The organism is Burkholderia sp. Bp8994 (genome assembly GCF_003853805.1).
In the GTDB taxonomy this organism is placed as follows: Bacteria; Pseudomonadota; Gammaproteobacteria; order Burkholderiales; family Burkholderiaceae; genus Burkholderia.
On record NZ_QTQH01000013.1, the window covers coordinates 13,670 to 38,655 of the forward strand.

Genomic DNA, 24,986 nt, shown 5'->3' on the forward strand with positions numbered 1-24,986 from the left:
TCGCATGCAGGACGCGCCGCGCTCCGCCATCGGTCGTGCCGGTGCGCGGGGATCGCGGCGTTTTTCGTTTCTCCTGATCGCTTGCTTCGCGCCCGCACCACCATGCTCGGCTTGGCTCCCAAATATCTGTCCTGGCTCTGGCAGGGCTTCCTGCTGACGCTCGGCCTCGCGGCCGCGTCGGCGCTCGCCGCGACGGTCGGCGGACTGCTGCTCGCCGTCATGCGGCATGCGCGCGGAACGGCGCCGCGCACGCTCGCGGCCGGCTATGTCGTCGCGTTCCGCAACACGCCGTTGCTCGTGCAGTTGCTGTTCTGGTATTTCGGCGTCGCGTCGTTGCTGCCCGACACATGGGTCGCATGGCTGAACGCGCGCCATCAGCTGAGCGCGGGCCCGTTCACGCTCGCATGGCCGTCGTTCGAGTTCGTCGCGGGCTGGTTCGGGTTGAGCGCGTACACGGCCGCGTTCGTCGCCGAGGAATGCGAAGCCGGGCTGCGCGGCGTGCGCCGTGCGCAGCATGATGCGGCCGCGGCGCTCGGCCTCACGCCGATGCAGTCGCTGCGCTACGTCGTGCTGCCGCAGGCCGTGCGCATCGCGCTGCCGCCGTTGTTCGGCCAATACATGAATCTCGTGAAGAACTCGTCGCTCGCGATGGCGATCGGTGTCGCCGAGCTGTCGTACGCGTCGCGGCAGGTCGAGACGGAGACGTTCAAGACCTTTGCCGCCTTCGGTGTCGCGACCGTGCTGTACGTCGCCGCGGTGGCCGCGATCGAGGCCGGTGCCTACGCGGCCACGCAATGGCGCGACCGGCTCGGGGCGGGGCGTTGACGATGGATCTCTCGCTGCTGCTCGACAACCTGCCGTACCTGCTCGTCGGCGCATTCCCGGATGGCCCGCTCGGCGGCGCCGCGCTGTCGCTCGTGCTGGCGATCGCGTCGGCCATCGCATCGGCGGTGCTGGGCGTGGCGCTCGGTGTCGCGATGGCGCTCGCGCGCGGCCCGCTGCGCGTGCTGCTGCTCGCGTTCATCGGCTTCTTTCGCGCGATTCCGGTGCTGATGCTGATCTTCTGGACGTACTTCCTGATGCCGATGCTGCTGCACATGGACGTGCCGGGGCTCGCGACGGTCGTGTGCGCGCTGGCGCTGATCGGCGGCGCGTATCTCGCGCATGCGGTGCATGCGGGCATCGTCGCGGCCGGCGACGGGCAGTGGCAGGCGGGGCTGTCGCTCGGGCTCACGCGCTGGCAGACCGTGCGCTACGTGCTGCTGCCGCAGGCGATCCGGATCATGACGCCGTCGTTCGTCAACCAGTGGGTCGCGCTCGTGAAGGACACGTCGCTCGCGTATATCGTCGGCGTGCCGGAACTGTCGTTCGTCGCGACGCAGGTGAACAACCGGCTGATGGTGTATCCGGCGCCGATCTTCCTGTTCGTCGCGGCGATTTATCTGGTGCTGTGCACGTCGCTCGACGGTGCGGCGCGCTGGTTGCTGTCGCGTCGTCCTCGCGCGGAGCGCATCGCGCGGGCTGCGGCTGAACGCACGGAACAGGTGCGGTGACGGCGTGCGCGCCGCGTGCGATGCATGCGGCGCGTTTCCGGTGATGAAGGTGAGAGCGTGCGGCTATCCGCAGCGGGCCGCGTCGTCGCCGAGCGAGCGGCGACGGGCGTGAAGGTGCTTCAGAACTTCGGTGCTTGAGAACTTCAGCACTTCAGCGCGTCAGCGTCAGGACGCGCTGTAGTGCGTATCGAACACCGAACGCAGCGTCGACGGACCGGTCGCGAAATCGCCCCACAGCGGGCCGTCGCTCTGCGCGAATGCAAACGGCGTCGTACTGATCGACGCGAGGCGGAAGCGCCATTGCGCCGCTTCCTGGCGGAACGCGGTGAGCTGCATGTCGGACAGCCCCGTCTGCGCGCTCGCGAGCGTGACGAGCGGATCGACCGGGTCGTTCGCGACGCGCACTTCGAAATGCAGGTGCGGACCGGTGGCCGCGCCGGTCATCCCGACCGAGCCGATGCGCTGGCCCTGCTTGACGGTTTCGCCGGTCTTCAGCCCGCGCGCGAACGCGGACAAATGCGCGTAGTAGGTCGAATAACCGTCGGCGTGATCGACGATCACGTAGTGGCCGTAGCCGCCCGGATCGGTTCCGACGAACGACACGATGCCGTCGGCCGCCGCATTGACGGGCGTGCCGGACGGTGCGGCGAGGTCGACGCCGGTATGGAATGCCATCGCCTGCGACAGCGGGTGGACGCGCTCGCCGAAGAACGAGCTGATGCGCGTCCACTTGACCGGCATCGTGAACGCGGCCGCTTCGAGCGGCGCGCCGTCGAGCGTGTAGTACGCGCCGTGGTCGGCGCCCGGCGCGCGGAACCAGATCGCCCCGAACGTGCGGCCCGCGACGCGCAGCTCGAGCGCGGTGAGGTGCGGCGTGCCGTTGTTGGTGTCGTACGCGATGCGGTAGTAGTCGCCGCGCTGCGCGCCAGCGCGCAGCGCGACCTTGCCGGTGACGAGATCGCCGAGCTGGATGCGCACTTCGGGCGGCACGTCGAGACGGTTCAGCGTATCGGACAGCGTGAGTTCGATGTCGCCCGCGCGCATTCCGTGCTGCTGCTCGGGCGGCGCGAGCTGGAACAGGCTCGTATAGCCGAGCATGTCGTTGCGGTGCGCGCTGAGCGGCGCGAACAGGCCCGGCTGCAGGTTGCGGTCGGGGCGTTCGTCGCGTTCGTTGCGCTCGCCGATCGTGCGCGCGAGTTCGCTCGTCACGAAATGCTGCGCGGTGGGAAACGGCGTGTCGGACAGCACGCGCTGCGGCAGCGCGGCCGTGCCCGAGTCGACGGCGCCCGGCAGTTGCGAGACGGCCGGCAGCGCGGCGGCGAGACCGAAGGCGGCGAGGGCGCCGAGCACGGCGGCCGGCACGAGCGCGCGCACGAGGCGCTGCGCGCGCCCGGGCGCGAAAGCATCAGGAATTGCGGCAGGCTTGACCAAAGGTGTCCACATCCAGGAAAAGCGGTTCAAAGAGGTGTGGGCGGGAACCATCGGCGGCAGATCCGTCGGGTGACGACGGGGCGGGCGACGGGCGTGCAACAAAACAGGCCCCGCCAGGGGCCTGTGTCGTTTCCGTTCGACCCAACTCGCGGGCAGGCCCGCTTCGAACGGCGGCGTGACCTTTCCGGGTCGAACCCGGTTTATCACGAAGACGCTAAAGAAAGATGACAGCGTCAGTCTACCGATGTTCCGCGAAACGTTAAAAATTTTAAAGAGGGTCGGCTCATTCGTTTCGCACTGCGGTAAATCGGGTTAAATCAGCATTTATTGCGCGGCTTTTCGTCAGACAGGAAATTTTTGCGCGCGCACGCGCAGCGCGGCGGATGTCCTGACCGCGTCGAAGCCGGCGTCGAGCATCGCTTCCGCGTCGTTCCACAGATTGCCGCGCAAGCGGTTGGTCCAGATCATCGATGCGAACACGCCTTCGAGCAGCGACACGAGATGGACGGCCGCGAGATGCACGTCGAGATCGGCGGCCAGTTCGCCGGCCGCGATCGCGCGGCGCAGCAGCGCCTTGGTGATGCGCAGCATCTGCAGCTCGAGCAGCATGCGGCGGCGCTGCAACGCGCCGTTCTCCTCGCTCTGCTCGCATTTCGTATAGAGGATCACGAGCACGCGCTGCATCGCGCCCGGCTCGCCGCATTGCCGCAGGTAATGCGATGCCGCGCGGCGCAGCGTGGCGAACGCGGGCAGGCTGTCGACCGCGTCGAACCCTTCCGACGTACGCGCGAATGCGCGGTCGCACATCGCGAGACACACTTCCATCTTGTTGCGGTAATGGCCGTACACGGCGCCCCGCGACATTCCGGCGGCCTCGGCGAGGTCCGCCATCGCGGTTTGCGCGACGCCTTTTTCGAGCAGCACGAGCTCGGCGGCGTCGAGGATCCGGTGCTTGATGGCGAGCGATTCTTCCCGGGTCTTGCGGGCCATGTCGTGAATTTCCTTACAGTTCGCTGTCGTTTTATTGAGACAGTATGGCGGCCGGATGACGACCGCCTGTATTTAATCAGTCGTGACTGATTATAATCGGCCACCCTGAGCCGCCGCATTGTATCGGCGGCGAACGATCCGAGGTCAGCACATGAATAACAAACGCTCCCTGGGGCGCCGCCTGCGGCTGGCGTCGTTCGCGCTCGCGGCCGTGCTGGCCGCGACCGGCTGCGGAAAGGGCGAACGGGACAAGGCGCCGGAGGCCATCCAGAACGCGACGGTCGTGACGGTGCGTCCGACGGCCGTGCCGATGACCGTCGAATTGCCGGGCCGGCTCGACGCATATCGGCAGGCGGAAGTGCGCGCGCGGGTCGCGGGCATCGTCACCGCGCGGACTTACGAGGAAGGCCAGGAAGTGGAGCAGGGCGCGGTGCTGTTCCGCATCGACCCCGCACCGCTGAAGGCCGCGCGCGACGCAGCGAGAGGGGCGCTCGCGAAGGCGCAGGCCGCCGCGCTCGCGGCGAGCGACAAGCGCCGCCGTTACGACGACCTGGTGCGCGACCGCGCGGTCAGCGAGCGCGATCACACCGAGGCCGTCGCGGGCGACACGCAGGCGAAGGCCGACGTCGCGTCCGCGCAGGCCGAGCTCGCCCGCGCGCAACTGCAGCTCGACTATGCGACCGTCACCGCGCCGATTTCCGGCCGCGCCCGGCGCGCGCTCGTGACCGAAGGCGCGCTCGTCGGCCAGGACCAGGCGACGCCGCTCACGACCGTCGAGCAGCTCGACCCGATCTACGTGAATTTCTCGCAGCCGGCGGCCGACGTCGACGCACTGCGCCGCGCGGTGAAGAGCGGGCGCGCGACGGGCATCGCGCAGCACGACGTCACGGTGACGCTGCTGCGCGCCGACGGCACCGCGTATCCGCTGAAGGGCAAGCTGCTGTTCAGCGATCTCGCGGTCGATCCGACCACCGATACCGTCGCGATGCGCGCGCTGTTCCCGAATCCCGAGCGCGAACTGCTGCCGGGCGCGTATGTGCGGATCGCGCTCGACGCGGCCGTCGACCAGCGCGCGATCCTCGTGCCGCGCGATGCGCTGCTGCGCACGGCCGATCGCACATCGGTGCGCGTGGTCGACGAGAACGGCAAGGTGAAGGACGTCGAAGTCGCCGCCGACCGGATGAGCGGCCGCGACTGGCGCATCACGCGCGGTCTCGCGGGCGGCGAGCGCGTGATCGTCGACAACGCCGCGCAGTTCGCGCCGGATACCACCGTCAAGCCCGTCGAGCAGGCCTCGCCGACGAAGGCCTCGTCGGCGAAGGCCGCATCACCGGCGGCCGCCCGTCAAACCTGACCGGTTCACATAGACCAACATGGCACGTTTCTTCATCAATCGCCCCGTCTTCGCGTGGGTGATCGCACTCTTCATCATGCTCGGCGGCGTGTTCGCGATTCGCGCGCTGCCCGTCGCGCAGTATCCGGACATCGCGCCGCCCGTCGTCAGCATCTATGCGACGTATCCGGGTGCGTCCGCGCAGGTCGTCGAGGAATCGGTGACCGCGCTGATCGAGCGCGAGATGAACGGCGCGCCGGGGCTGCTGTATACGTCCGCGACGAGCAGCGCCGGGATGGCATCGCTCTACCTGACGTTCAAGCAGGGCGTCAACGCCGATCTCGCGGCCGTCGAAGTGCAGAACCGGCTGAAGACGGTCGAGGCGCGGCTGCCCGAACCCGTGCGGCGCGACGGCATCCAGGTCGAGAAGGCCGCGGACAACATCCAGCTCGTCGTGTCGCTGACGTCCGACGACGGCCGGATGAGCGACGTGCAGCTCGGCGAATACGCGTCGGCGAACGTCGTGCAGGCGCTGCGCCGCGTCGACGGCGTCGGCCGGGTGCAGTTCTGGGGCGCCGAATACGCGATGCGGATCTGGCCCGACCCGGTGAAGATGGCCGGGCACGGCCTCACCGCGTCGGACATCGCGTCGGCCGTGCGTGCGCACAACGCGCGCGTGACGGTCGGCGACATCGGCCGCAGCGCGGTGCCGGACAGCGCGCCGATCGCGGCGACGGTGTTCGCCGACGCGCCGCTGAAGACGCCGGCCGACTTCGGCGCGATCGCGCTGCGCACGCAGCCGGACGGCGCCGCGCTCTATCTGCGCGACGTCGCGCGCATCGAGTTCGGCGGCAACGACTACAACTATCCGTCGTACGTGAACGGCAAGGTCGCCACGGGCATGGGCATCAAGCTCGCGCCCGGCTCGAACGCGGTGGCCACCGAGCAGCGCGTGCGCGCGGCGATGGACGCGCTGTCCGCCTACTTCTCGCCGGGCGTGAAATACCAGATCCCGTACGAGACGTCGTCGTTCGTGCGCGTGTCGATGAACAAGGTCGTCACGACGCTCGTCGAGGCCGGCGTGCTGGTGTTCCTCGTGATGTTCCTGTTCATGCAGAACCTGCGCGCGACGCTGATCCCCACGCTCGTCGTGCCGGTCGCGCTCGCGGGCACGTTCGGCGTGATGCATGCGGCCGGCTTCTCGATCAACGTGCTGACGATGTTCGGGATGGTGCTCGCGATCGGCATCCTCGTCGACGATGCGATCGTCGTCGTCGAGAACGTCGAGCGACTGATGGTCGAGGAAGGGCTCGGGCCCTACGACGCGACCGTCAAGGCGATGCAGCAGATCAGCGGCGCGATCGTCGGCATCACGGTCGTGCTGACGTCGGTGTTCGTGCCGATGGCGTTCTTCGGCGGCGCGGTGGGCAACATCTACCGGCAGTTCGCGCTGGCGCTCGCGGTCTCGATCGGCTTCTCGGCGTTTCTCGCGCTGTCGCTGACGCCCGCGTTGTGCGCGACGCTGCTCAAGCCGGTATCCGGCGACCATCACGAAAAGCGCGGTTTCTTCGGCTGGTTCAACCGCTTCGTCGCGCGCTCGACGCAGCGCTATGCGACGCGCGTCGGCGCGATGCTGAACAAGCCGCTGCGCTGGCTGGTCGTGTACGGTGCGCTGACCGCGGCGGCCGCGCTGATGCTCACGCAACTGCCGAGCGCGTTCCTGCCCGACGAGGACCAGGGCAACTTCATGGTGATGGTGATCCGGCCGCAGGGCACGCCGCTAGCGGAAACGATGCAGAGCGTGCGCGAGGTCGAATCGTACATTCGTCGCGACGAGCCGGCCGCGTACACGTTCGCGCTCGGCGGCTTCAACCTGTACGGCGAGGGGCCGAACGGCGGGATGATCTTCGTCACGCTGAAGAACTGGAAGGAGCGCAAGGCCGGGCGCGATCACGTGCAGGCGATCGTCGCGCGCATCAACGCGCGCTTCGCGGGCACGGCGAACACCACGGTGTTCGCGATGAACTCGCCGGCGCTGCCCGATCTCGGTTCGACGGGCGGCTTCGACTTCCGGCTGCAGAACCGCGGCGGGCTCGACCATGCGGCGTTCAGCGCCGCGCGCGAGCAACTGCTCGCGGCGGGCGGCAAGGATCCGGCGCTCACCGACCTGATGTTCGCCGGCACGCAGGACGCGCCGCAGCTCAAGCTCGACATCGATCGTGCCAAGGCGTCGGCGCTCGGCGTGTCGATGGACGAGATCAACACGACGCTCGCGGTGATGTTCGGCTCCGACTATATCGGCGACTTCATGCACGGCACGCAGGTGCGCCGCGTGATCGTGCAGGCCGACGGGCGGCACCGGCTCGATCCGGACGATGTGCAGAAGCTGCGCGTGCGCAACGCGCGCGGCGAGATGGTGCCGCTCGCGGCGTTCGCGACGCTGCACTGGACGCTCGGGCCGCCGCAGCTCACGCGCTACAACGGCTATCCGTCGTTCACGATCAACGGCTCGGCCGCGCCGGGACACAGCAGCGGCGAAGCGATGGCCGCGATCGAGCGGCTCGCCGCGAAACTGCCGGCCGGCATCGGCTACGCGTGGTCGGGGCAGTCGTTCGAGGAGCGGCTGTCGGGCGCACAGGCGCCGATGCTGTTCGCGCTGTCGGTGCTCGTCGTGTTTCTCGCGCTCGCGGCGCTGTACGAGAGCTGGTCGATCCCGTTCGCGGTGATGCTGGTCGTGCCGCTCGGCGTGATCGGCGCGGTGCTCGGCGTAACGCTGCGCGCGATGCCGAACGACATCTACTTCAAGGTGGGGCTGATCGCGACGATCGGGTTGTCCGCGAAGAACGCGATCCTGATCGTCGAAGTCGCGAAGGACCTGGTCGCGCAGCGCATGTCGCTCGTCGACGCGGCGCTCGAGGCCGCGCGCCTGCGGCTGCGGCCGATCGTGATGACGTCGCTCGCATTCGGCGTCGGCGTGCTGCCGCTCACGTTCGCATCGGGCGCCGCGTCCGGCGCGCAGATGGCGATCGGCACCGGCGTGCTCGGCGGCGTGATCACGGCGACGGTGCTCGCGGTATTCCTCGTCCCGCTGTTTTTCGTGATCGTCGGCCGCCTGTTCGACGTCGGCCCGCGCCGGCGCGGCGGGTCGCGGCCGGCGACGATGGAGGGTGCGCAATGACGTTTCACCTGAAGGCGCGCTCGACGCCGCGGGCCCCGGTCGCGCTGGCCGCGGCACTCGCGTTCGCGCTCGCCGGCTGCTCGCTCGCGCCGCGCTACGAGCGGCCGGCGGCGCCGGTGCCGGCCAGCTATGCGCCGGTCGACGGCGGCACGCAGCCGGCGTCGGTCGCGGCGCCTGCCGATGCCGCGCTGCTCGACGACTGGCGCGCATATTTCACCGACCCGGCGCTGCAGGCCTGGATCGACGCGGCGCTCGCGAACAATCGCGACCTGCGGATCGCGGCCGGCCGGCTCGACGAAGCGCGCGCGCTGTACGGCGTGCAGCGTGCGGACCTGATGCCGTCGCTCGACGCGAACCTCGGCTACGAGCGCACGCGCCAGTACGACCCGGTCGTGCGCGAGAGCGCGGTGAGCGGGCTGTATCGCGCCGGCGTGGGTATCAGCGCGTACGAGCTCGACCTGTTCGGCCGCGTGCGCAACCTGTCGGATGCGGCGCTCGCCGAGTATTTCGCGACGGCCGACGCGCAGCGCACGGTGCGCATCGGCGTGATTGCCGAAGTCGCCGGCGCGTACGTTTCCGAACGGTCGTTGCACGCACAACTGGCGCTGGCGCAGCACACCCTCGACGCACGCGAGCGCATCGCCGCGCTCACGCAGCGCCGCTATGCGGCCGGCACGAGCGATGCGATCGAGCTGCGCTCGGCCGAGATGCTGGTCGCGTCCGCACGTGCGTCGCAGGCCGCGCTGCAGCGCGAACACGCGCAGTCGGTGCGCGCGCTGCAGTTGCTTGCCGGCGATTTCGCGCGCACGGTGCCGGCCGACGGCACCGCGCTCGACGCGCTCGCGGTCGCGCCGGTGGCACCCGGCGCGCCGAGCGCGCTGCTCGAGCGGCGGCCGGACATCCGGCAGGCCGAGTCGCGGCTCAAGGCCGCGAACGCGCAGATCGGCGCCGCGCGCGCGGCGTTCTTCCCGCGCGTCGCGCTGACGACCGACTACGGCTCGGTCAGCGACGCGTTCTCGAGCCTGTTCGCGGGCGGCACGAGCGTGTGGACGTTCGCGCCGCGCATCACGCTGCCGATCTTCGCGGGCGGCCGCAATCGCGCGAATCTCGACGTCGCGACCGCGCGCAAGCACATCGCGGTCGCCGAATACGAGAAGACCGTGCAGACCGCGTTTCGCGAAGTGGCCGACGCGTTCGCCGCGCGCGACTGGATCGATCGCCAGCTTGCCGCGCAGCAGGACGTGTACGCGGCCGACGGCGCGCGGCTGAAGCTCGCCGAGCGCCGCTATGCGGGCGGCGTCGCGACGTATCTCGAACTGCTCGACGCGCAGCGCAGCACGTACGAGTCGGGACAGGAACTGATCCGGCTCAAGGAACTGAGGCTCGCGAATGCGATTGCGCTGTATCGCGCACTGGGCGGCGGCTGGACGCCGGCGTCAGCCGGGGAGGCCGCCGCGTGATTCGCTAGCCGTGCGGGTGGCGATCGCGCATTGCGATGTGTCGTCGCCACCCCGGCCGGTGTGGCGTCCATCCGGCCATCGGCACCGATCGACGATGAACGCATCCGCGCGTCGTCGTCATCCACGTAGTTTCTCCCCGCTGTCGAGCTGAAGCGCGCCTTCAACCCGTCACGCATCCTGGCGACCGATCGTGTCGTCACACGGCCCCGAGCGTGCCGGACTTCCTCCTTTTTCGATTCCATCCAGGGCACCGAAACGTCGCGTGCGCGTCGTCGCGCATGTACGCCGAATGCCGAGACGGCGCACGGCATTACATGCGGCTTTTAATCCCGGGTTGACGATTCAATTGATTCTTGTATCGGGAATAATGACGGGTGACGAAATGTCGCGGTAAAACGTTTGTGCGGATTGCGCAATCGTTTGCGCGAGAAATCCGCAACACCGAAAATCGGCCGTTAATTTCCTCTCAGTTGAAAATCGATGAATGCATTCGTTGCGGTCGGGCAACGATGGCAGGATCGGACAGAATTTTGGCATTTTTGATTGGTAATCCGTCGAAGCCATATCCAGCAAGGGAGGGCGGGGAATAAGCGATCCCAAAAAGGAAATGTCTTTAATTTTCAGTCGGTTCTAGAAAATCAAAAAGGACTGCGGATGAAAATATCGTGATTGAGAATTTCAAGGAAACAGTGGGTTTGAAAGTACGCAAGGCGAAGATTGTCATTTGCGATTTGACAATGCTTTACAGAATTCTTTCATTCATATCTCGATAATGCCGCCTCGTGACGGACGGAAGCCAACCACACGCTGCCTTTTGTATCCGCCACGTCGTCCATTCCCTTTGCAATTCTCACGGAAAACGTCATGAAAAAATCCCTCCTGGCCGCTGTCGCACTCGCAGCCCTGTCCACCTCGGCCTTCGCAGCCGGCACCGGCACGATCAACTTCACGGGCGAGATCGTCGCGGGCGCGTGCGGTATCGACTCGGGTTCGGTCAACCAGACCGTGAACCTCGGCAAGGTGCCGACCCACACGTTCAAGAAGGCCGGCGACAAGTCCGAGCCGGTCAAGTTCGACATCGTCCTGACCGACTGCGACACCAGCATCTCGAAGAACGCATTCTTCACGTTCACGGGTACGTCGAACGCGGCCCAGCCGAAGCTGCTCGCCACGATCGGCTCGGCAACCAACGTCGGCATCCGCGTACAGGGCGCAACGGGCGAAGACCTCGACAACGGCGTCGAACAGGCCGCTGCAACCCTGCTGCAGAACGGCAACAACACCGTGCGCTTCGCTGCACGCTACGAAGCGACGGCAGCCGACGTGACGCCGGGTACGGCCGACGGCGTCGCGAACTTCACGGTTCGCTACCAGTAAGCGGCCGTCACGGGGGAGGGGTGCGCGCACCCCTTCTCCTGCCTGTTTTCCTGCCCAGTTTTTCTCGGACTTCCGGTAGCACCGCGTGCGAATCAGACATTCCTTCCTTTGCGTCTCCGTGCTGGTGGTCGGCAGCCAGAGCCATGCGACGGAATTCAATTCGTCGTTCCTCGACATCGACGGCTCGAACAACGTCGACCTGTCGCAGTTCGCGCAGGCCGACTTCACGCTGCCGGGCGAATACATGCTCGACGTGCAGGTCAACGACCTGTTCTACGGGCTGCAGGCGATCCAGTTCATCGCGCTCGACCCGTCCGGCGCTGGCAAGCCGTGCCTGCCTCCGGAACTCGTCGCGCAGTTCGGGCTGAAGCCGTCGCTCGCGAAGGACCTGCCGCGCTTCCAGGGCGGTCGCTGCGTCGATCTCGGCGCGATCGAGGGCGCCACCGTGCGTTACCTGAAGAGCGACGGTCGGCTCAAGATCACGATTCCGCAGGCCGCGCTCGAATTCACCGATTCGAACTACCTGCCGCCGGAGCGCTGGTCCGAAGGGATTCCGGGCGCGATGCTCGACTATCGCGTGATCGCGAACACGAACCGCAACTTCGGTTCGGGCGGCGAGCAGACGAATTCGATCCAGGCCTACGGAACGATCGGCGCGAACTGGGACGCGTGGCGCTTTCGCGGCGACTACCAGGCGCAGTCGAACGCGGGCAGCAGCGCGTACGCGGATCGCACGTTCCGCTTCAGCCGGCTTTACGCATTTCGTGCGCTGCCGTCGATCCAGTCGACGGTGACGTTCGGCGACGACTACCTGAGTTCGGACATTTTCGACACGTTCGCGCTGACCGGCGCGTCGATCCGCAGCGACGACCGCATGCTGCCGCCTTCGCTGCGCGGCTATGCGCCGCTGATCGCGGGCGTCGCGCGCACCAACGCGACCGTGACCGTCTCGCAGGCGGGCCGCGTGCTGTACGTGACGCGCGTGTCGCCGGGCGCATTCGCGCTGCAGAACATCAACACGAGCGTGCAGGGCACGCTCGACGTCGCAGTCGAGGAAGAAGACGGCAGCGTGCAGCGCTTCCAGGTGACGACGGCCGCCGTGCCGTTTCTCGCGCGCACCGGACAGCTGCGCTACAAGGCCGCGGTCGGCAAGCCGCGGCAGTTCGGTGGCGCCGGCATGACGCCGTTCTTCGGTTTCGGTGAAGCGGCGTACGGCCTGCCGCTGGATTTCACCGTGTACGGCGGCTTCATCGCCGCGTCGGGCTATACGTCGATCGCGCTCGGTGTCGGCCGCGATTTCGGCACGTTCGGCGCAGTCTCGGCCGATGTCACGCATGCGCGTGCGCGCCTGTGGTGGAACGGCGCGACGCGCAACGGCAACTCGTACCGGATCAACTATTCGAAGCATTTCGACACGCTCGATGCCGACGTGCGCTTTTTCGGCTACCGCTTTTCCGAGCGCGAATACACGAACTTCGCGCAGTTCTCGGGCGACCCGACCGCATACGGCCTCGCCAACAGCAAGCAGCGCTATTCGGCGACGCTGTCGAAGCGCTTCGGCGACACGTCGACCTATTTTTCGTACGACCAGACGACTTACTGGGCGCGCTCGTCCGAGCAGCGCATCGGCCTCACGTTGACGCGTGCGTTCTCGATCGGTGCGCTGCGCAACCTGAACGTCAGCCTGTCGGCGTTCCGTACGCAAAGCGCGGGCACGAGCGGCAACCAGTTCTCGGTGACCGCGACGCTGCCGATCGGCGGTCGTCACACGGTCACGTCGAACCTGACGACGGGCAACGGCAGCACGAGCGCGAACGCAGGCTACATCTACGACGATCCGGACGGCCGCACCTACCAGGTCAACGCGGGCGCGACCGACGGCCGCGCATCGGCGAACGCGAGTTTCCGCCAGCGCACGTCGACGGTCCAGTTGACCGCACAGGCGTCGACGGTCGCGAACGCGTATGCGGCCGCGTCGCTCGAGGTCGACGGCTCGCTCGTCGCGACGCAGTACGGGCTCGCCGCACACGCGAACGGCAACGCGGGCGATACGCGCCTCCTGGTCTCGACCGACGGCGTGCGCGACGTGCCGCTGTCCGGCACGCTCACGCACACCGACTCGCGCGGCTATGCGGTGCTCGACGGGATCTCGCCGTACAACGTGTACGACGCGACCGTCAACGTCGAGAAGCTGCCGCTCGAGGTGCAGGTATCGAACCCGATCCAGCGCATGGTGCTGACCGACGGCGCGATCGGCTTCGTCAGGTTTTCGGCGGCGCGCGGCAGCAACCTGTACCTGACGCTGACCGACGCGGCCGGCAAGCCGCTGCCGTTCGGCGCATCGGTGCAGGACGCGGCGAACGGCAAGGAGCTCGGCATCGTCGGCGAGGGCGGCGCGGCGTTCCTGACCCAGGTTCAGCCGAAATCGGCGCTCGCGGTGCGCGCGGGCGAACGCACGCTGTGCACGGTGGACGTGCTGCCGAACCAGCTTCAACTCGAAGGCACGCCGATTCCGGTGACGTGCCAGGCATCCGGCGAGTCGCACGCAGCGGCCGCACGGATCGAACGATGATTTCACGGATCCAGCGATGAACCACGTTTTCTCCCTTTCCTTCCTGCGCCGCGCGTCGTGCATGCTGAGCGCGGCGAGCGCGCTGCTCGCCGGTGTCGCGCACGCGGCGATCGTCCCGGACCGCACCCGCGTGATCTTCAACGAAGGCGAACAGGCCGCGATCGTCACGATCACGAACAAGAGCACGACGTATCCGTATCTCGTGCAGTCGTGGCTCGAGGACGCGAAGGGCAACAAGATCGCGTCGCCGCTGATGGTCGTGCCGCCGCTGCAGCGCATCGAGGCGAACGAGCGCAACGTGCTGCGGATCGCGAAGCTGCCCGGTGCCGCGCTGCCGGCCGATCGCGAATCGGTGTTCTACCTGAACATCCGCGAAGTGCCGCCGAAGTCCGATATACCGAACACGCTGCAGATCGCGCTGCATACGCAGATGAAGCTGTTCTACCGGCCGAAGGCCGTGCAGCCCGCGCGCGACGAGGACTGGACGCTGCCGATGACGCTGCGGGTGGACCCGGCCGCGCACACGCTCGTGTTCGACAACCCGACGCCGTACCACGTGACGGTGGTGGAGGTGACGGCCGGCGCGCAGAAGACGCCGGTGCCGATCGAGCCGGTGATGGTGAGCCCGATGAGCACGGCCGGCGTGCCGTTCAAGGCCGCGACGCCGTCGACGCTGTTCGTCACGCATATCGACGATTACGGCGGCCAGGTGGCGGTCGAATACGCGTGCGACGCCGGTGCGTGCAAGAGCGTGAAGCGATGAGCGGCGGGATGCGCGAACGGCAATGGCCGGCAGCATGGCTGCGCTGGCTCGTGCTTGCGTTGCTGGTCGCGGCGGCGCAGCCGGCGTGGGCGCTGCGATGCCTGACGAACAGCGGCGCGACCTCGCTGACCGAGCCGATCGGCGGCGTGGCGTCGTATCCGACCGACGCGCCGGACGGCTACGTGATCTGGGTGTCGCCGGTCCGCACGACGTCGGGGTATTGCTACAAGGACCTCGGCGATGCCGACAGCCTGAAAGTCGTCGACAACATCTATTTCTACGCGAATCCGAATCGCACGAACCCGGCCGCGTGGGGGCTGGAGATCGGCATCCGCTACAAGGGCGTCGACTACTTCGACAAGACGAGCAATCGCGGCGGCGGGGTGTTTACCGGCTATGCGGTGCCGCCGTGCAGCAGGGAAGACTTCGATCACAGGCGTTGCGAGCAGACCCGCATCAGCATCGACTACCAGGTCGTCGTGCGCAAGAAGGGCAACTGGGTCCAGCCGCCGAGCGATATCTACACGGTGTTCCAGTTCGACGGCGAGTTCGGGCTGAATGCATTCGGCACGAGCTTCCAGTACCGCCTGAGCGGCCTGCGCAACCTCAAGCCGACGCCGTGCTTCGTCGACGTGCTCGTGACGCCCGAACCGGGCATCGTCAACTTCGGACAGGTGCAGGCGGTGGGTAACGGCTTCCTGCCCGCGGTGCCGCGCAAGCCGTTCTCGTTGTCGTTGTCCAAGAAGTGCAACGTCGCGGTGCGCGTCGACGGCTATTTCGAAACGAGCTATCCGCTGCAGAACGGCCTGCTGGTGCCGGCGAAGGACAGCAATTTCGGGATCGGCATCGAGGACAGCAAGGGCAACGCGATTCCGTTCAACCAGCAGTTCACGCTCGCGCAGTTTCCGTCGAACGTGATGAATCAAAGCGTGCGGATGGACGCGGTGCTGAAGTCGTTCGGGCCGCCGAAGATCGGGCGGTTCGATGCAACCGCAACGATCCGGCTGTTCATCTACTGACGCGCGCTGCGTGCGCGGCCGGACGCGTCGCGCGCGCCATGAAAGAAGCGCCGGCATGCCGGCGCTTCTTTGCGGCGCTCCCGACGCCGTGCCACACCCACCTGGCGCCGCGGGCCGTTTACGGTGCCATGCCAATTCCTTCCCGCGGAAAGCTTTCCCCACGCCACCGCTGCGCGGCAGCCATCCCGTCCGACAAAAACACGGATCCCGTCAATTAATCAGACAAATCCTGACGATCTGAAGGGGCATTTCGTAATCGCATTGAGAATGATTTGCGTTTACGTTAAATTGCGCTATCTCGAAATCTGACGGAGCAGATCGATGGCAATGGCGGAAGTGCTCGAACGGCCGGCAGCCGCAGCGGCGAACCCGTTCCTCGGCAGTTGTCCGGACCTCCCGTCACGTCCCGCACCGCGGGCGCATCGCGGCGCGCAGCCGCGTGCGCAGGGCGCGCTGCTCGACGTGCTGATTGCCCATCGCACGATGCTCGTCAACGTCGCGCGCGGCTTCGTCGGTTGTGCGAGCCGGGCCGAGGACGTCGTGCACGACGTGTTCGTGAAGCTCGTCGAATTCCCGAACCAGGACGCCGTGCGCCAGCCGGTCGCGTACGTGACGCGGATGGTGCGCAACGCGTCGATCGACGCGTGCCGCCGGCAAAGCCTCGAGAACGTCTATCACACGGAAGAGGACGACGGCTTCGACGTGCCGTCGCCGGAACCGACGCCCGAGGCCGCGCTGCTGACGCGCGACACGCTGCGTCGCGTATGGGCCGCGCTCGACGACCTGCCGGCGCGCAGCCGCGCGGCGTTCGAGATGGTGCGGCTGCGCGAGGAGACGCTGCAGACCGCGGCGCGCGCGCTGAACGTGTCGCAAACCCTCGTGCATTTCATGGTGCGCGACGCGGAGCGGCACTGCGCGGAATGCCTCGACGCATGCCATCGCGGCGTCGCGTGCCCGGTGTTTCTCGGCGGCCGCGCGCGGCGACGGTAAAAAAACGCGCCGGCCAATCGTCTTCAAGACAGGAGCGGCCGATTCAACGGTCCAACGATCCGACGGTCCGGTCACTTGCCGCTTCGCATCCTTCAACCGCTTCCCGTTTTTTCGATCATGACGCAAGCCACGACGCCTTCCGCCGACACCGACGACCTCGTCTACACGGTCGTCATCAACGACGAAGAACAGTATTCGATCTGGCCGACGTTCCGGCCCGTGCCGGCCGGCTGGCGCGAGGTCGGCGTGCGCGGCCCGAAAGCCGACTGCCTCGCGCACATCGAGACCGTCTGGACCGACATGCGCCCCGCGAGCCTGCGCCGCGCGATGGACGGCGAGCGCGCGACGCGCACGTCGTGACCCGCCGCGCCGCGATCCGGCGCGTCACCTGAAGAGGACGTTGCATGACCCTGCTTTCGTTGCCGACGCTCGACGACCTGCGTATCGAGCCGGGGCTGCCCACCGTCGTGTCGCCGCGCAGCGCCGACGGCATTTCGATCGACGAGATCGCGCCGCTCGCGCATGCGATCGCGGCCGACACGCTCGAACGGGCGGGCGGTGTGCTGTTCACGGGCTTTCACGTGCCGTCGATCGATGCGTTCCAGCAGTTCGCGGCATCGTTCGGCGATCCGCTGATCGGCTATGAATACGCGTCGACGCCGCGCAGCCAGGTCGAGGGCGCTGTCTACACGTCGACCGAATACCCGCCGCACCGCGCGATTCCGCTGCACAACGAACAGTCGTATACGCGCGAGTGGCCGCTGCGGATCTGGTTTCATTGCGCGCTCGCGGCGCCGAAGGGCGGGGCGACGCCGATCGCGGACAGCCGCGCCGTCTATCGCGCGCTCGATCCGGCGCTCATCGCGCGCTTCGAGCAGCGCGAGCTGCTGTACGTGCGCAATTTCGGCCAGGGGCTCGACCTGCCGTGGCAGCAATCGTTCGGCACCGACGTGCCGGCCGAGGTCGAGCGGATGTGCGCGGCGCGCGGGATCGAATGCGCATGGCGCACCGACGACGACGGCGAACTGCTGCTGCGCACGCGCGAACGCTGCCAGGCCGTCGCGCGCCATCCGCGCACGGGCGACCGTGTGTGGTTCAACCAGGCGAACCTGTTTCACCTGTCCGCGCTCGACGACGACATGCAGGAAGCGCTCGTCGACGCGGTCGGGCTCGAGAACGTGCCGCGCAACGTGTACTACGGCGACGGCGAGCCGCTCGAGGCCGACGCGCTCGCGGAGATCCGCGGCGTGCTCGACCGCCAGCGCATCGTGTTCCCGTGGCGGACGGGCGACGTGCTGATGCTCGACAACATGCTGACCGCGCACGCACGGGACCCGTTCGAGGGGCCGCGCAAGGTGGTCGTCGCGATGGCGCAGAGTTACACGGTCCCGCGCGCGACCGAACGGAGGACCGATGACGCGTAGTACCGCCGCGCTGGCCGCGCGCGGGCTGAGCGTGGGTTATCGCGACCATGTCGTGATCGACGGGCTGGACCTGTCGATCGCGGCCGGCCGCGTCACGGCGCTGTGCGGCCCGAACGGCTGCGGCAAGAGCACGCTGCTGCGCACGCTCGCGGGCCTGCAGCCCGCGCGTGCGGGCCAGGTCGACGTGAACGGCAAGCCGCTCGCGTCGTTTCGCCGCCGCGCGCTCGCGCGCGAGCTCACGATGCTCGCGCAGTTCAACCAGATTCCGTCGGGCCTGACGGTGCGCGAGCTCGTCGCGTACGGGCGCTACGCGTACGGCGGCTTCCTGCGCGGGCTGTCGCGCGCCGATCATGCGGCGATCGACGAGGCGCTCGACACGAGCGGTCTCGCCGGCGACGCCGGGCGCGACGTCGGCGCGCTGTCGGGCGGCGAGCGGCAGCGCGCGTGGATCGCGATGGCGCTCGCGCAGCAGGCGCCGATCGTCCTGCTCGACGAGCCGACGACCTATCTCGACATCCATCACCAGCTCGACATCCTCGACGCGCTGCGCGCGCTGAACCGCGCGCGCGGGCTGACGATCGTGTGGGTCCTGCACGACCTGAACCAGGCAGCGGCGTACAGCGACGACATCGTGCTGATGCGTGCCGGCCGCCTCGTCGCGCAGGGCTCGCCCGACGCGATGCTGGAGCCGGCGCGGCTGCGCGCGGCGTTCGGCGTCGACATGCTGAAGCTCGCGCATCCGCAGACGGGCGCGCCGATGTGCGTGCCGGCCTACGGACCGCCGGCATCCGGCGCGACGGACGCGTTCGATCGCACAGTCCAGCGGGATATCGCCGTATGACGACGTTCGCGATGCGCAAACGGCTCGCCGCGAGCGGGCAGGGCGCCCACGGTGCGGCAGCCGGCCGCCGCGCCGGCGCGCTCGCGCTCGGCCTCGTCGCGCTGATCGCGGTGCTGGCGGTGCTGCGCGTCGCACCCGACCTGCGCGTGTGGTGGAACGCCGTGCCGGGCAGCGACGCGGCCGCGCTCGCGGGCGTGTTCCTGTTCGATCTCAACCTGCCGCGCGTCGCGGCCGCGCTCGTGGCGGGCGGCTGCCTCGGCATCGCGGGCGCGCTGTTCCAGTCGCTCACGCGCAACCCGCTCGCGTCCCCCGACCTGCTCGGCGTGACGGGCGGCGCCCAGCTCGGCCTGCTCGCGGCGATGCTGGTGCCGGCGCTCGCCGGGGTCGCATCGGTGCCGCTGCTGTTCGTCTGCGGGCTGGTCGCCGCCGCGTGCGCGATCGTCGCGGCCGGCGGCTGGCGCGCGACGCCGCTGCGGCTCGTGCTCGCGGGCAGCGTCTGCATGCTGCTGTTCGCGGCGCTGTCGACGCTCGTGCTCGCGTTCTTCGAGCAGAACATCGCGGGCGCCGCGCTGTGGACCAACGGCAGTCTCTATCAGCCGGGCGCGACCGGGCTCGCGCTCGCCGCACGCTGGCTCGTCGTGCCGCTGCTGGCGCTGCCGTTCGTGATCCGGCCGCTGAATCCGCTCGCGCTCGGTGACGAGGCGGCGGCCGCGGCCGGCGTGCGTGTCGACGCGACGCGGCTCGCGGCGACGATCGTCGCCGTCGCGTTCACCAGCGTGGCCGTCAGCATCGCGGGCCCGCTGTCGTATGTCGGGCTGGTCGCGCCGAACCTGCTGCGCCAGGTGCGCGGCGCACGCGCGGCGCGGCTCGGCGTGCTGGTGCCGCTGTCGGCGCTCGCGGGCGGTGCGCTCGTGCTCGTCACCGACAGTGCGGTGCTCGCGTCGGGCCTCGACGCGACGCTGTCGACCGGCGTCGCGATCGCGCTCGTCGGCACGCCGCTGATGCTCGCGATGATCCGGCGCGGCGCCGCGTGGTCGGGCGTGCTGCACGCACAAGCCGAACGCGCGGCCGGCGGCGGGGCGACGCGCATGGTCGGCTGGCTCGAACGGCTCGGCTGGCCGCTGCGCACCGCGCTGTTCGTCGTGGCCGGCGCGCTCGTCGTGTTCGTCGGCGTGTCGGCCGGCCCCGAATGGCTGTCGCCGGCACGCTGGTCGGCCGCGCTGTCGGGTCACGATGCCGTCGCACGGATGCTGATCGACCTGCGCATGCCGCGGCTGCTGTGTGCGCTCCTGGCGGGTGCGCTGCTGGCGGTGAGCGGGGTCGCGATGCAGAGCGTCGTGCGCAACCCGCTCGCCGGCCCCGAAGTTCTCGGCGTCACGCAGGGCGCGGGGCTCGTCACGCTGTTCGCGTTGTCGACGTGGCCGCTGATGGGGCACGTGACGCTCGCGGCGGCCGCGTTGAGCGGCGGTGCGGCGTCGCTCGCGATCACGCTCGTGCTGAATCACCGGCATCGTTACGCACCGCTCGCGGTCGCGCTGACCGGCATCGTGATCGGCGCGCTGTGGACCACGCTCGCGCAATGGCTGATCACGCAGCAAAGCGTGCAGCCCGCGCGCTTCGTCGTCTGGCTCGTCGGCGGCACCTACGGCCGCAGCTGGGGCGAGGTGTCGATGCTGCTGCCGTGGTGCGTGCTGGCGCTGCCGGTATTCGCATGGCTCGCGCGGCCGCTCGACATGCTCGCGCTCGGCGACGACCAGGCGGCCGCGCTCGGCCTGCCGGTCGCCGCGCTGCGGCCGCTCGCGCTGACGATCGCGACGCTCGCCGCCTGCGCGGCCGTCGCGGCGGTCGGTCCGGTCGGCTTCATCGGGCTGATGGCGCCGCACGTCGCGACGATGCTCGGCGCGCGCCGGCATCGCACGCGGCTGTGGCTCGCGGCCGCATGCGGCGCGCTGATTCTCGGCCTCGCCGATCTGGCCGCCCGCACGGTCGTCGCGCCGCGCGAAGTGCCGGCCGGCGTGCTGACCGCGCTGATCGGCGCGCCTTACCTGCTCGGGTTGCTGATCCTCGAGGGGCGCCGCGCCCGGCGCGCGGGGCGATGACGCCGGCGCTCGACGGCGCACGCGCCACGCGATTCTCGGCGTTCGCGCCCGAACCGTTCGCCGCGCATCTCGACGCCGTGTGGCTCGGGATGCCCGACGACACGCACGCGCCGGGCCGGATCGTCGTGCCGGTCAGCGCGCTGCCCGAGCATCGCGATACGGTGCTCGACGCGATGGTCCGCCACTACGGCGGCGATCCGGCGCTGCATGCGCGCGCGCTGGTGTCGCAATGGAGCAAGTACTACTTCGGCCGCGCGGCGCCCGCCGGCGTGGTCGCCGCGCTGACGCTCGGCCGGCCGCTCGACATGGCGCCGGAGCGCACCTTCGTCGCGCTCGACGACGGGATGCCGGCCGCGCTGTATGTCTCGCCTGACGCGCTCGGCGCGCCGTGCGACGAACCTGCGCCGCGCTATGCGGGGCTCGTCGCGCATCTCGGCGCGGTGATCGACCTGCTCGCGGCGATGGGCCGCGTCACGCCGCGCGTGCTGTGGAGCAACGCGGGCAACCTGCTCGACTATCTGCTCGACACGTACCGCGCGCTGCCGTGCGCGGCCGATCCCGTTCGCGATGCCGACTGGCTGTTCGGCGCGTCGTGCGTCGCCGGGGAGCCGAATCCGCTGCGCATGCCGGTGCGCGACGCCGTGCCGCGCTCGCCGCTGCTGCCGACGCCGTTTCGCGCGCGCCGCGTGTGCTGCCTGCGCTATGAAATTCCTGGAGAAACGCAACTGTGTGGAAGCTGCCCGCTGCTATTGACGATGGACGACGCGGCGCTGGCCGGGCAGGATGCGATCCGGTGATGCCGGTACCGCATGCCGGCCGCCGCCATGCGCTCGCGGCACTGGCCGCGCTCGGCGCCGCGTGCTGCGGTGCGCCGGCCGCCGCGATCGCGGACGGCGCGCGCGCCGGGCAGGGCGGCATGCCGTCGCAACCGGGCCGCTCGCTCGCGGCCAACCCCGTCGTGTCGCAGGCGAGCGCGACGATGCCCGTGCGGCCGCAGCGCGTGGTCGCGCTCGACTTCATGTTCGCGGAAAGCGTGATCGCGCTCGACCTCGTGCCGGTCGGCATGGCCGATACCGCGTTTTATCCGGGCTGGCTCGGCTACCAGAGCGACCGGCTCGCGCACGTGGCCGACATCGGTTCGCGGCAGGAGCCAGGGCTCGAGGCGATTGCCGCGGTGAAGCCCGACCTGATCATCGGCGTCGGCTTCCGGCATGCGCCGATCTTCGCCGCGCTCGACCGGATCGCGCCGACGATCCTGTTCCAGTTCAGCCCGAACGTGTCGGAAGACGGCGTGCCCGTCACGCAGTTCGACTGGATGCGGCAGATCTTCCGGACGATCGGTCGCGTGACCGGGCGCGAGGCGCGCGCACAGGCGGTCGAAGCGCAACTCGACGCAGGGATCGCGCGCAATGCGGCGCGGCTCGCGGCCGCGGGCCGCGGCGGCGAACACATCGCACTGCTGCAGGATCTCGGGCTGCCCGACCGCTACTGGGCCTATACGGGCAACAGCACGTCGGCCGGCCTCGCGCGCGCGCTCGGGCTCGACCCGTGGCCGAAGAAGCCGACGCGGGAAGGCACGCTCTACGTGACGTCCGCCGATCTGCTCCGGCAACGCGATCTCGCCGTGCTGTTCGTCACCGCGACGGGGATGGACGTGCCGCTGTCGTCGAAACTCGATTCGCCGGTGTGGCGTTTCGTGCCCGCGCTGCGCGAGCGCAGGATCGCGCTCGTCGAGCGGAACATCTGGGGATTCGGCGGCCCGATGTCGGCGCTGAAGCTGGCCGACGTGATGACCGATACGATGCTGAAGCTGCCGGCCGTGCGCTGAACGCGCGGCGGGTCGTGCGCGGGTGGGGCGGCGTGGTCGCGAATTGCATTGTCTCGCGCGTGTTGCGCGAATGCCTGTTCCGCTGCATTCCGTCGGCGTCGCAAACAACTACGCACACCGAACGATATATCTCAGGTTCTTCCGGTACTTCCCGACGCTCACCATTCTTCCAACCTGAAACCGCCTGCGTGCAGCATCCGCTGCGCGCAGGCGGCAGGTGTTTGACGATACTTACGCGCTCAGCACATCCGCATCATCGCGTGCGCGTGACCGCGCGGGCGTCGTATCGCTGACGATCTGCCCGTTGTCGAGCTTCAGCAGGCGATCGGCGAGACCGAAATAGCGGTCGTCGTGCGTGATCACGATCACGGCCTTGCCGCGCGCGCGCAGCTCGGGCAGCAACTGTTCGTAGAACACCGCCTTGAACGACGGATCCTGGTCGGCCGCCCATTCGTCGAACAGGTAGAACGGCCGGTCCTCCAGGTACGCGACGACGAGCGCGAGCCGCTTGCGTTGCCCGGTCGACAGCGCGCGGTTCGAGAACGCGCCGTCGACGACCTTCACCTTGTGATCGAGCGCGAGCTTCGCGACCAGCGCGTTCGCGCGCGCATCGGCCTGCGCCCGCGCCGGATCGTCGGGATCGACGATGCCGAGCAGCGCATCGAACAGGTGGAAGTCGTTGAACACCGCGCTGAAACGCTGCCGGTACGCAGCGCGCTCGCGCCAGCCGATCGGGCGGCCGTCGACCTCGATCGTGCCTTCCTCCGGCTCGTAGAGCCCCGTCAGCACCTTCGCGAGCGTCGTCTTGCCGCTGCCGTTGCCGCCGACGATGAATACGAGCTCGCCCGGCCGGATCGTCAGGTCGATCGGCCCGATGCGGAACATCCGTTCGTCGCGCTCGTGGAAATACGCGTGCGTGACGCCGCGCAGCGTGACGGCGCCTGCCGGCGGCACGTCGGGTGCGTCGCTCGCAGGCGGCACCGTCCGCAGCGCGCCGAATTCGGCCATCACGCCTTCGATGCGCCCGAGCGACACGCGCGCCGCGTTGACGGTCGGCAGGTTGTTCAGCAGACCGTCGAGCGGCACCAGCATGAACAGGAACACGACGACGTAGCCGGCCGCCGTGCCCGCATCGGCATGCACGCCCAGCTGCGGCCAGAACGCGGCCGCGCCGAGGAACACGTAGAACAGGAAGATGATCCAGCCGACGCCGATCGCATACGCGCTGAACGCGCGGCGGCGGTGGTCGCGCACCTCGCCGATCGCGGCGCCGAGCTGGCCGTCGACGAACTGGCGCGCGCGCGCGTCGTGCAGCTTCAGTTCCTTCGCGCCGGAGAACAGCGAGCCGAGATAGCCGAACAGGCGGTCCTGCGCGTGGCCGGCCGCCTCCAGCGACGCGATCGCGCGGCGATCGCCGGTGTGATAGCCGAGCGAGCCGGCGACGATCGCGGTCAGCGCGAGCACGCACACGGGCCACGACAGCCACGCGAGATAGCCGAGGCAGCCGAACACGATCGAGCCGTGCATCACCAGGTTCGGCAGCGCGAAGAACAGCATCGACACGTTGGTCGCGTCGTCGGTCAGCACCGACTGCACGGGCGCCGCGCCGATCCGCTCGATGTCGCGCAGCTCGGCCGCGCCGACGCGCCGCGCGAGATGCATGCGCAGCCGCGCCATCGTGTCCTGCGACAGCCGGGCGAACAGCGTGCCCGACACGATCCGCGTGACGAGCGCAATCACCGCGCACAGCGCGAAGCGCCACGCGAGCGCCGCGTCGGCCGCGCCGGGCGTCGCGAGCGCGCGGTTCAGCGTCGCGACGAGCAGCACGCTCGCGACGCCGTTGAGCACGCAGGCGACGAGCGCCAGCGCGAGCGACGCGCGGCTTTCGCGCAGCAACGCGAGGATCAGGCGGGCCGCAGGGCGGCCGGGGGAGGCGTCGAGGGACGGCGGGGAAGAAGGCTCGTGGGCAGCGGTCATCGGCAACGTCGATAAATGAAGGGCAGGCAAACCCTGCGGAAACGGCAAGACTGATGCGAAAGCGGCGCGCGGGGCGGGCCCGGTTGCGACTTTCCTCCCTGATAGACGAACGGGCCGCGCAAATATTTAGCCCTGCCTTCAAAAAATGCAT

19 protein-coding genes are annotated in these 24,986 nt (G+C 68.9%); 16 read left to right on the forward strand and 3 right to left on the reverse strand.

Annotated features, from left to right (window positions below; all coding sequences use genetic code 11):
* Positions 1–102 precede the first annotated feature (102 nt).
* Both DIE04_RS15850 and DIE04_RS15855 read left to right on the forward strand, forming a co-directional pair.
* Positions 103–825, forward strand: a complete 723-nt coding sequence (locus DIE04_RS15850; RefSeq protein WP_124522206.1) for an amino acid ABC transporter permease — start codon at positions 103–105, stop codon at positions 823–825.
* A 2-nt stretch (positions 826–827) separates the two neighbouring features.
* Positions 828–1,553: an amino acid ABC transporter permease gene (locus DIE04_RS15855; RefSeq protein ID WP_124485533.1), complete on the forward strand. Its 726-nt coding sequence runs from the start codon at positions 828–830 to the stop codon at positions 1,551–1,553.
* A 165-nt stretch (positions 1,554–1,718) separates the two neighbouring features.
* On the opposite strand, the gene DIE04_RS15860 is transcribed toward DIE04_RS15855, so the two are convergent.
* Positions 1,719–2,996: a M23 family metallopeptidase gene (locus DIE04_RS15860; RefSeq protein ID WP_124485532.1), complete on the reverse strand. Its 1,278-nt coding sequence runs from the start codon at positions 2,994–2,996 to the stop codon at positions 1,719–1,721.
* Between the two features lie 330 nt (positions 2,997–3,326).
* Complete coding sequence (locus tag DIE04_RS15865; RefSeq protein WP_124485531.1) at positions 3,327–3,974, reverse strand: TetR family transcriptional regulator; 648 nt, start codon at positions 3,972–3,974, stop codon at positions 3,327–3,329.
* Between the two features lie 151 nt (positions 3,975–4,125).
* Between DIE04_RS15865 and DIE04_RS15870 the strand changes: the two genes are divergently transcribed.
* From DIE04_RS15870 to DIE04_RS15935, 14 genes are all read left to right on the forward strand, one after another.
* On the forward strand, positions 4,126–5,328 hold the full coding sequence (locus DIE04_RS15870) for a MexX/AxyX family multidrug efflux RND transporter periplasmic adaptor subunit (protein ID WP_124573115.1): 1,203 nt from the start codon (positions 4,126–4,128) through the stop codon (positions 5,326–5,328).
* 19 nt (positions 5,329–5,347) lie between these two features.
* On the forward strand, positions 5,348–8,485 hold the full coding sequence (locus DIE04_RS15875; protein ID WP_124522200.1) for a multidrug efflux RND transporter permease subunit: 3,138 nt from the start codon (positions 5,348–5,350) through the stop codon (positions 8,483–8,485).
* Positions 8,482–9,945, forward strand: a complete 1,464-nt coding sequence (locus DIE04_RS15880) for an efflux transporter outer membrane subunit (RefSeq protein ID WP_124522198.1) — start codon at positions 8,482–8,484, stop codon at positions 9,943–9,945. The genes DIE04_RS15875 and DIE04_RS15880 overlap by 4 nt, the downstream gene beginning before the upstream one ends.
* 864 nt (positions 9,946–10,809) lie before the next feature.
* Positions 10,810–11,322 (forward strand): fimbrial protein, encoded by a 513-nt coding sequence (locus DIE04_RS15885; protein WP_044843588.1) that lies wholly within the window; start codon positions 10,810–10,812, stop codon positions 11,320–11,322.
* Between the two features lie 118 nt (positions 11,323–11,440).
* Positions 11,441–13,894 carry a fimbria/pilus outer membrane usher protein gene (locus tag DIE04_RS15890; protein ID WP_124573124.1) on the forward strand — a complete coding sequence of 818 codons (2,454 nt, stop codon included), beginning with the start codon at positions 11,441–11,443 and terminating at the stop codon, positions 13,892–13,894.
* A gap of 16 nt (positions 13,895–13,910) precedes the next feature.
* Positions 13,911–14,657, forward strand: a complete 747-nt coding sequence (locus DIE04_RS15895) for a molecular chaperone (RefSeq protein WP_124485527.1) — start codon at positions 13,911–13,913, stop codon at positions 14,655–14,657.
* Positions 14,654–15,676, forward strand: coding sequence for a fimbrial protein (locus DIE04_RS15900; protein ID WP_124485720.1), 1,023 nt, complete (start codon positions 14,654–14,656; stop codon positions 15,674–15,676). Before DIE04_RS15895 ends, DIE04_RS15900 begins: the two co-directional genes overlap by 4 nt.
* 321 nt (positions 15,677–15,997) lie before the next feature.
* Positions 15,998–16,666 carry an RNA polymerase factor sigma-70 gene (locus DIE04_RS15905; RefSeq protein ID WP_124522196.1) on the forward strand — a complete coding sequence of 223 codons (669 nt, stop codon included), beginning with the start codon at positions 15,998–16,000 and terminating at the stop codon, positions 16,664–16,666.
* A 117-nt stretch (positions 16,667–16,783) separates the two neighbouring features.
* Positions 16,784–17,026, forward strand: a complete 243-nt coding sequence (locus tag DIE04_RS15910; protein WP_044843583.1) for an MbtH family NRPS accessory protein — start codon at positions 16,784–16,786, stop codon at positions 17,024–17,026.
* A gap of 44 nt (positions 17,027–17,070) precedes the next feature.
* Positions 17,071–18,090, forward strand: a complete 1,020-nt coding sequence (locus tag DIE04_RS15915; RefSeq protein WP_124522194.1) for a TauD/TfdA family dioxygenase — start codon at positions 17,071–17,073, stop codon at positions 18,088–18,090.
* Positions 18,080–18,931: an ABC transporter ATP-binding protein gene (locus DIE04_RS15920; RefSeq protein WP_124522192.1), complete on the forward strand. Its 852-nt coding sequence runs from the start codon at positions 18,080–18,082 to the stop codon at positions 18,929–18,931. Before DIE04_RS15915 ends, DIE04_RS15920 begins: the two co-directional genes overlap by 11 nt.
* Positions 18,928–21,030: a Fe(3+)-hydroxamate ABC transporter permease FhuB gene (gene fhuB / locus DIE04_RS15925; protein WP_124522190.1), complete on the forward strand. Its 2,103-nt coding sequence runs from the start codon at positions 18,928–18,930 to the stop codon at positions 21,028–21,030. Before DIE04_RS15920 ends, fhuB begins: the two co-directional genes overlap by 4 nt.
* Entirely contained in the window at positions 21,027–21,827 is an 801-nt protein-coding gene (fhuF, locus tag DIE04_RS15930) for a siderophore-iron reductase FhuF (protein ID WP_124522188.1), read from the forward strand. The genes fhuB and fhuF overlap by 4 nt, the downstream gene beginning before the upstream one ends.
* Positions 21,827–22,858 carry an ABC transporter substrate-binding protein gene (locus DIE04_RS15935; RefSeq protein WP_124522186.1) on the forward strand — a complete coding sequence of 344 codons (1,032 nt, stop codon included), beginning with the start codon at positions 21,827–21,829 and terminating at the stop codon, positions 22,856–22,858. Before fhuF ends, DIE04_RS15935 begins: the two co-directional genes overlap by 1 nt.
* A gap of 231 nt (positions 22,859–23,089) precedes the next feature.
* Here the strand turns inward: DIE04_RS15935 and DIE04_RS15940 are convergent, their stop codons facing one another.
* Positions 23,090–24,835 carry a cyclic peptide export ABC transporter gene (locus DIE04_RS15940; protein ID WP_124522184.1) on the reverse strand — a complete coding sequence of 582 codons (1,746 nt, stop codon included), beginning with the start codon at positions 24,833–24,835 and terminating at the stop codon, positions 23,090–23,092.
* Between the last annotated feature and the right edge of the window lie 151 nt (positions 24,836–24,986).

Bases quoted from the DNA above. Each gene is read 5' to 3' on its own strand.
- DIE04_RS15850 (WP_124522206.1), top strand. From the start codon at position 103: ATGCTCGGCTTGGCTCCCAAATATCTGTCCTGGCTCTGGCAGGGCTTC.
- DIE04_RS15855 (WP_124485533.1), top strand. From the start codon at position 828: ATGGATCTCTCGCTGCTGCTCGACAACCTGCCGTACCTGCTCGTCGGC.
- DIE04_RS15860 (WP_124485532.1), bottom strand. From the start codon at position 2,996: ATGTGGACACCTTTGGTCAAGCCTGCCGCAATTCCTGATGCTTTCGCG.
- DIE04_RS15865 (WP_124485531.1), bottom strand. From the start codon at position 3,974: ATGGCCCGCAAGACCCGGGAAGAATCGCTCGCCATCAAGCACCGGATC.
- DIE04_RS15870 (WP_124573115.1), top strand. From the start codon at position 4,126: ATGAATAACAAACGCTCCCTGGGGCGCCGCCTGCGGCTGGCGTCGTTC.
- DIE04_RS15875 (WP_124522200.1), top strand. From the start codon at position 5,348: ATGGCACGTTTCTTCATCAATCGCCCCGTCTTCGCGTGGGTGATCGCA.
- DIE04_RS15880 (WP_124522198.1), top strand. From the start codon at position 8,482: ATGACGTTTCACCTGAAGGCGCGCTCGACGCCGCGGGCCCCGGTCGCG.
- DIE04_RS15885 (WP_044843588.1), top strand. From the start codon at position 10,810: ATGAAAAAATCCCTCCTGGCCGCTGTCGCACTCGCAGCCCTGTCCACC.
- DIE04_RS15895 (WP_124485527.1), top strand. From the start codon at position 13,911: ATGAACCACGTTTTCTCCCTTTCCTTCCTGCGCCGCGCGTCGTGCATG.
- DIE04_RS15900 (WP_124485720.1), top strand. From the start codon at position 14,654: ATGAGCGGCGGGATGCGCGAACGGCAATGGCCGGCAGCATGGCTGCGC.
- DIE04_RS15905 (WP_124522196.1), top strand. From the start codon at position 15,998: ATGGCAATGGCGGAAGTGCTCGAACGGCCGGCAGCCGCAGCGGCGAAC.
- DIE04_RS15910 (WP_044843583.1), top strand. From the start codon at position 16,784: ATGACGCAAGCCACGACGCCTTCCGCCGACACCGACGACCTCGTCTAC.
- DIE04_RS15915 (WP_124522194.1), top strand. From the start codon at position 17,071: ATGACCCTGCTTTCGTTGCCGACGCTCGACGACCTGCGTATCGAGCCG.
- DIE04_RS15920 (WP_124522192.1), top strand. From the start codon at position 18,080: ATGACGCGTAGTACCGCCGCGCTGGCCGCGCGCGGGCTGAGCGTGGGT.
- fhuB (WP_124522190.1), top strand. From the start codon at position 18,928: ATGACGACGTTCGCGATGCGCAAACGGCTCGCCGCGAGCGGGCAGGGC.
- fhuF (WP_124522188.1), top strand. From the start codon at position 21,027: ATGACGCCGGCGCTCGACGGCGCACGCGCCACGCGATTCTCGGCGTTC.
- DIE04_RS15935 (WP_124522186.1), top strand. From the start codon at position 21,827: ATGCCGGTACCGCATGCCGGCCGCCGCCATGCGCTCGCGGCACTGGCC.
- DIE04_RS15940 (WP_124522184.1), bottom strand. From the start codon at position 24,835: ATGACCGCTGCCCACGAGCCTTCTTCCCCGCCGTCCCTCGACGCCTCC.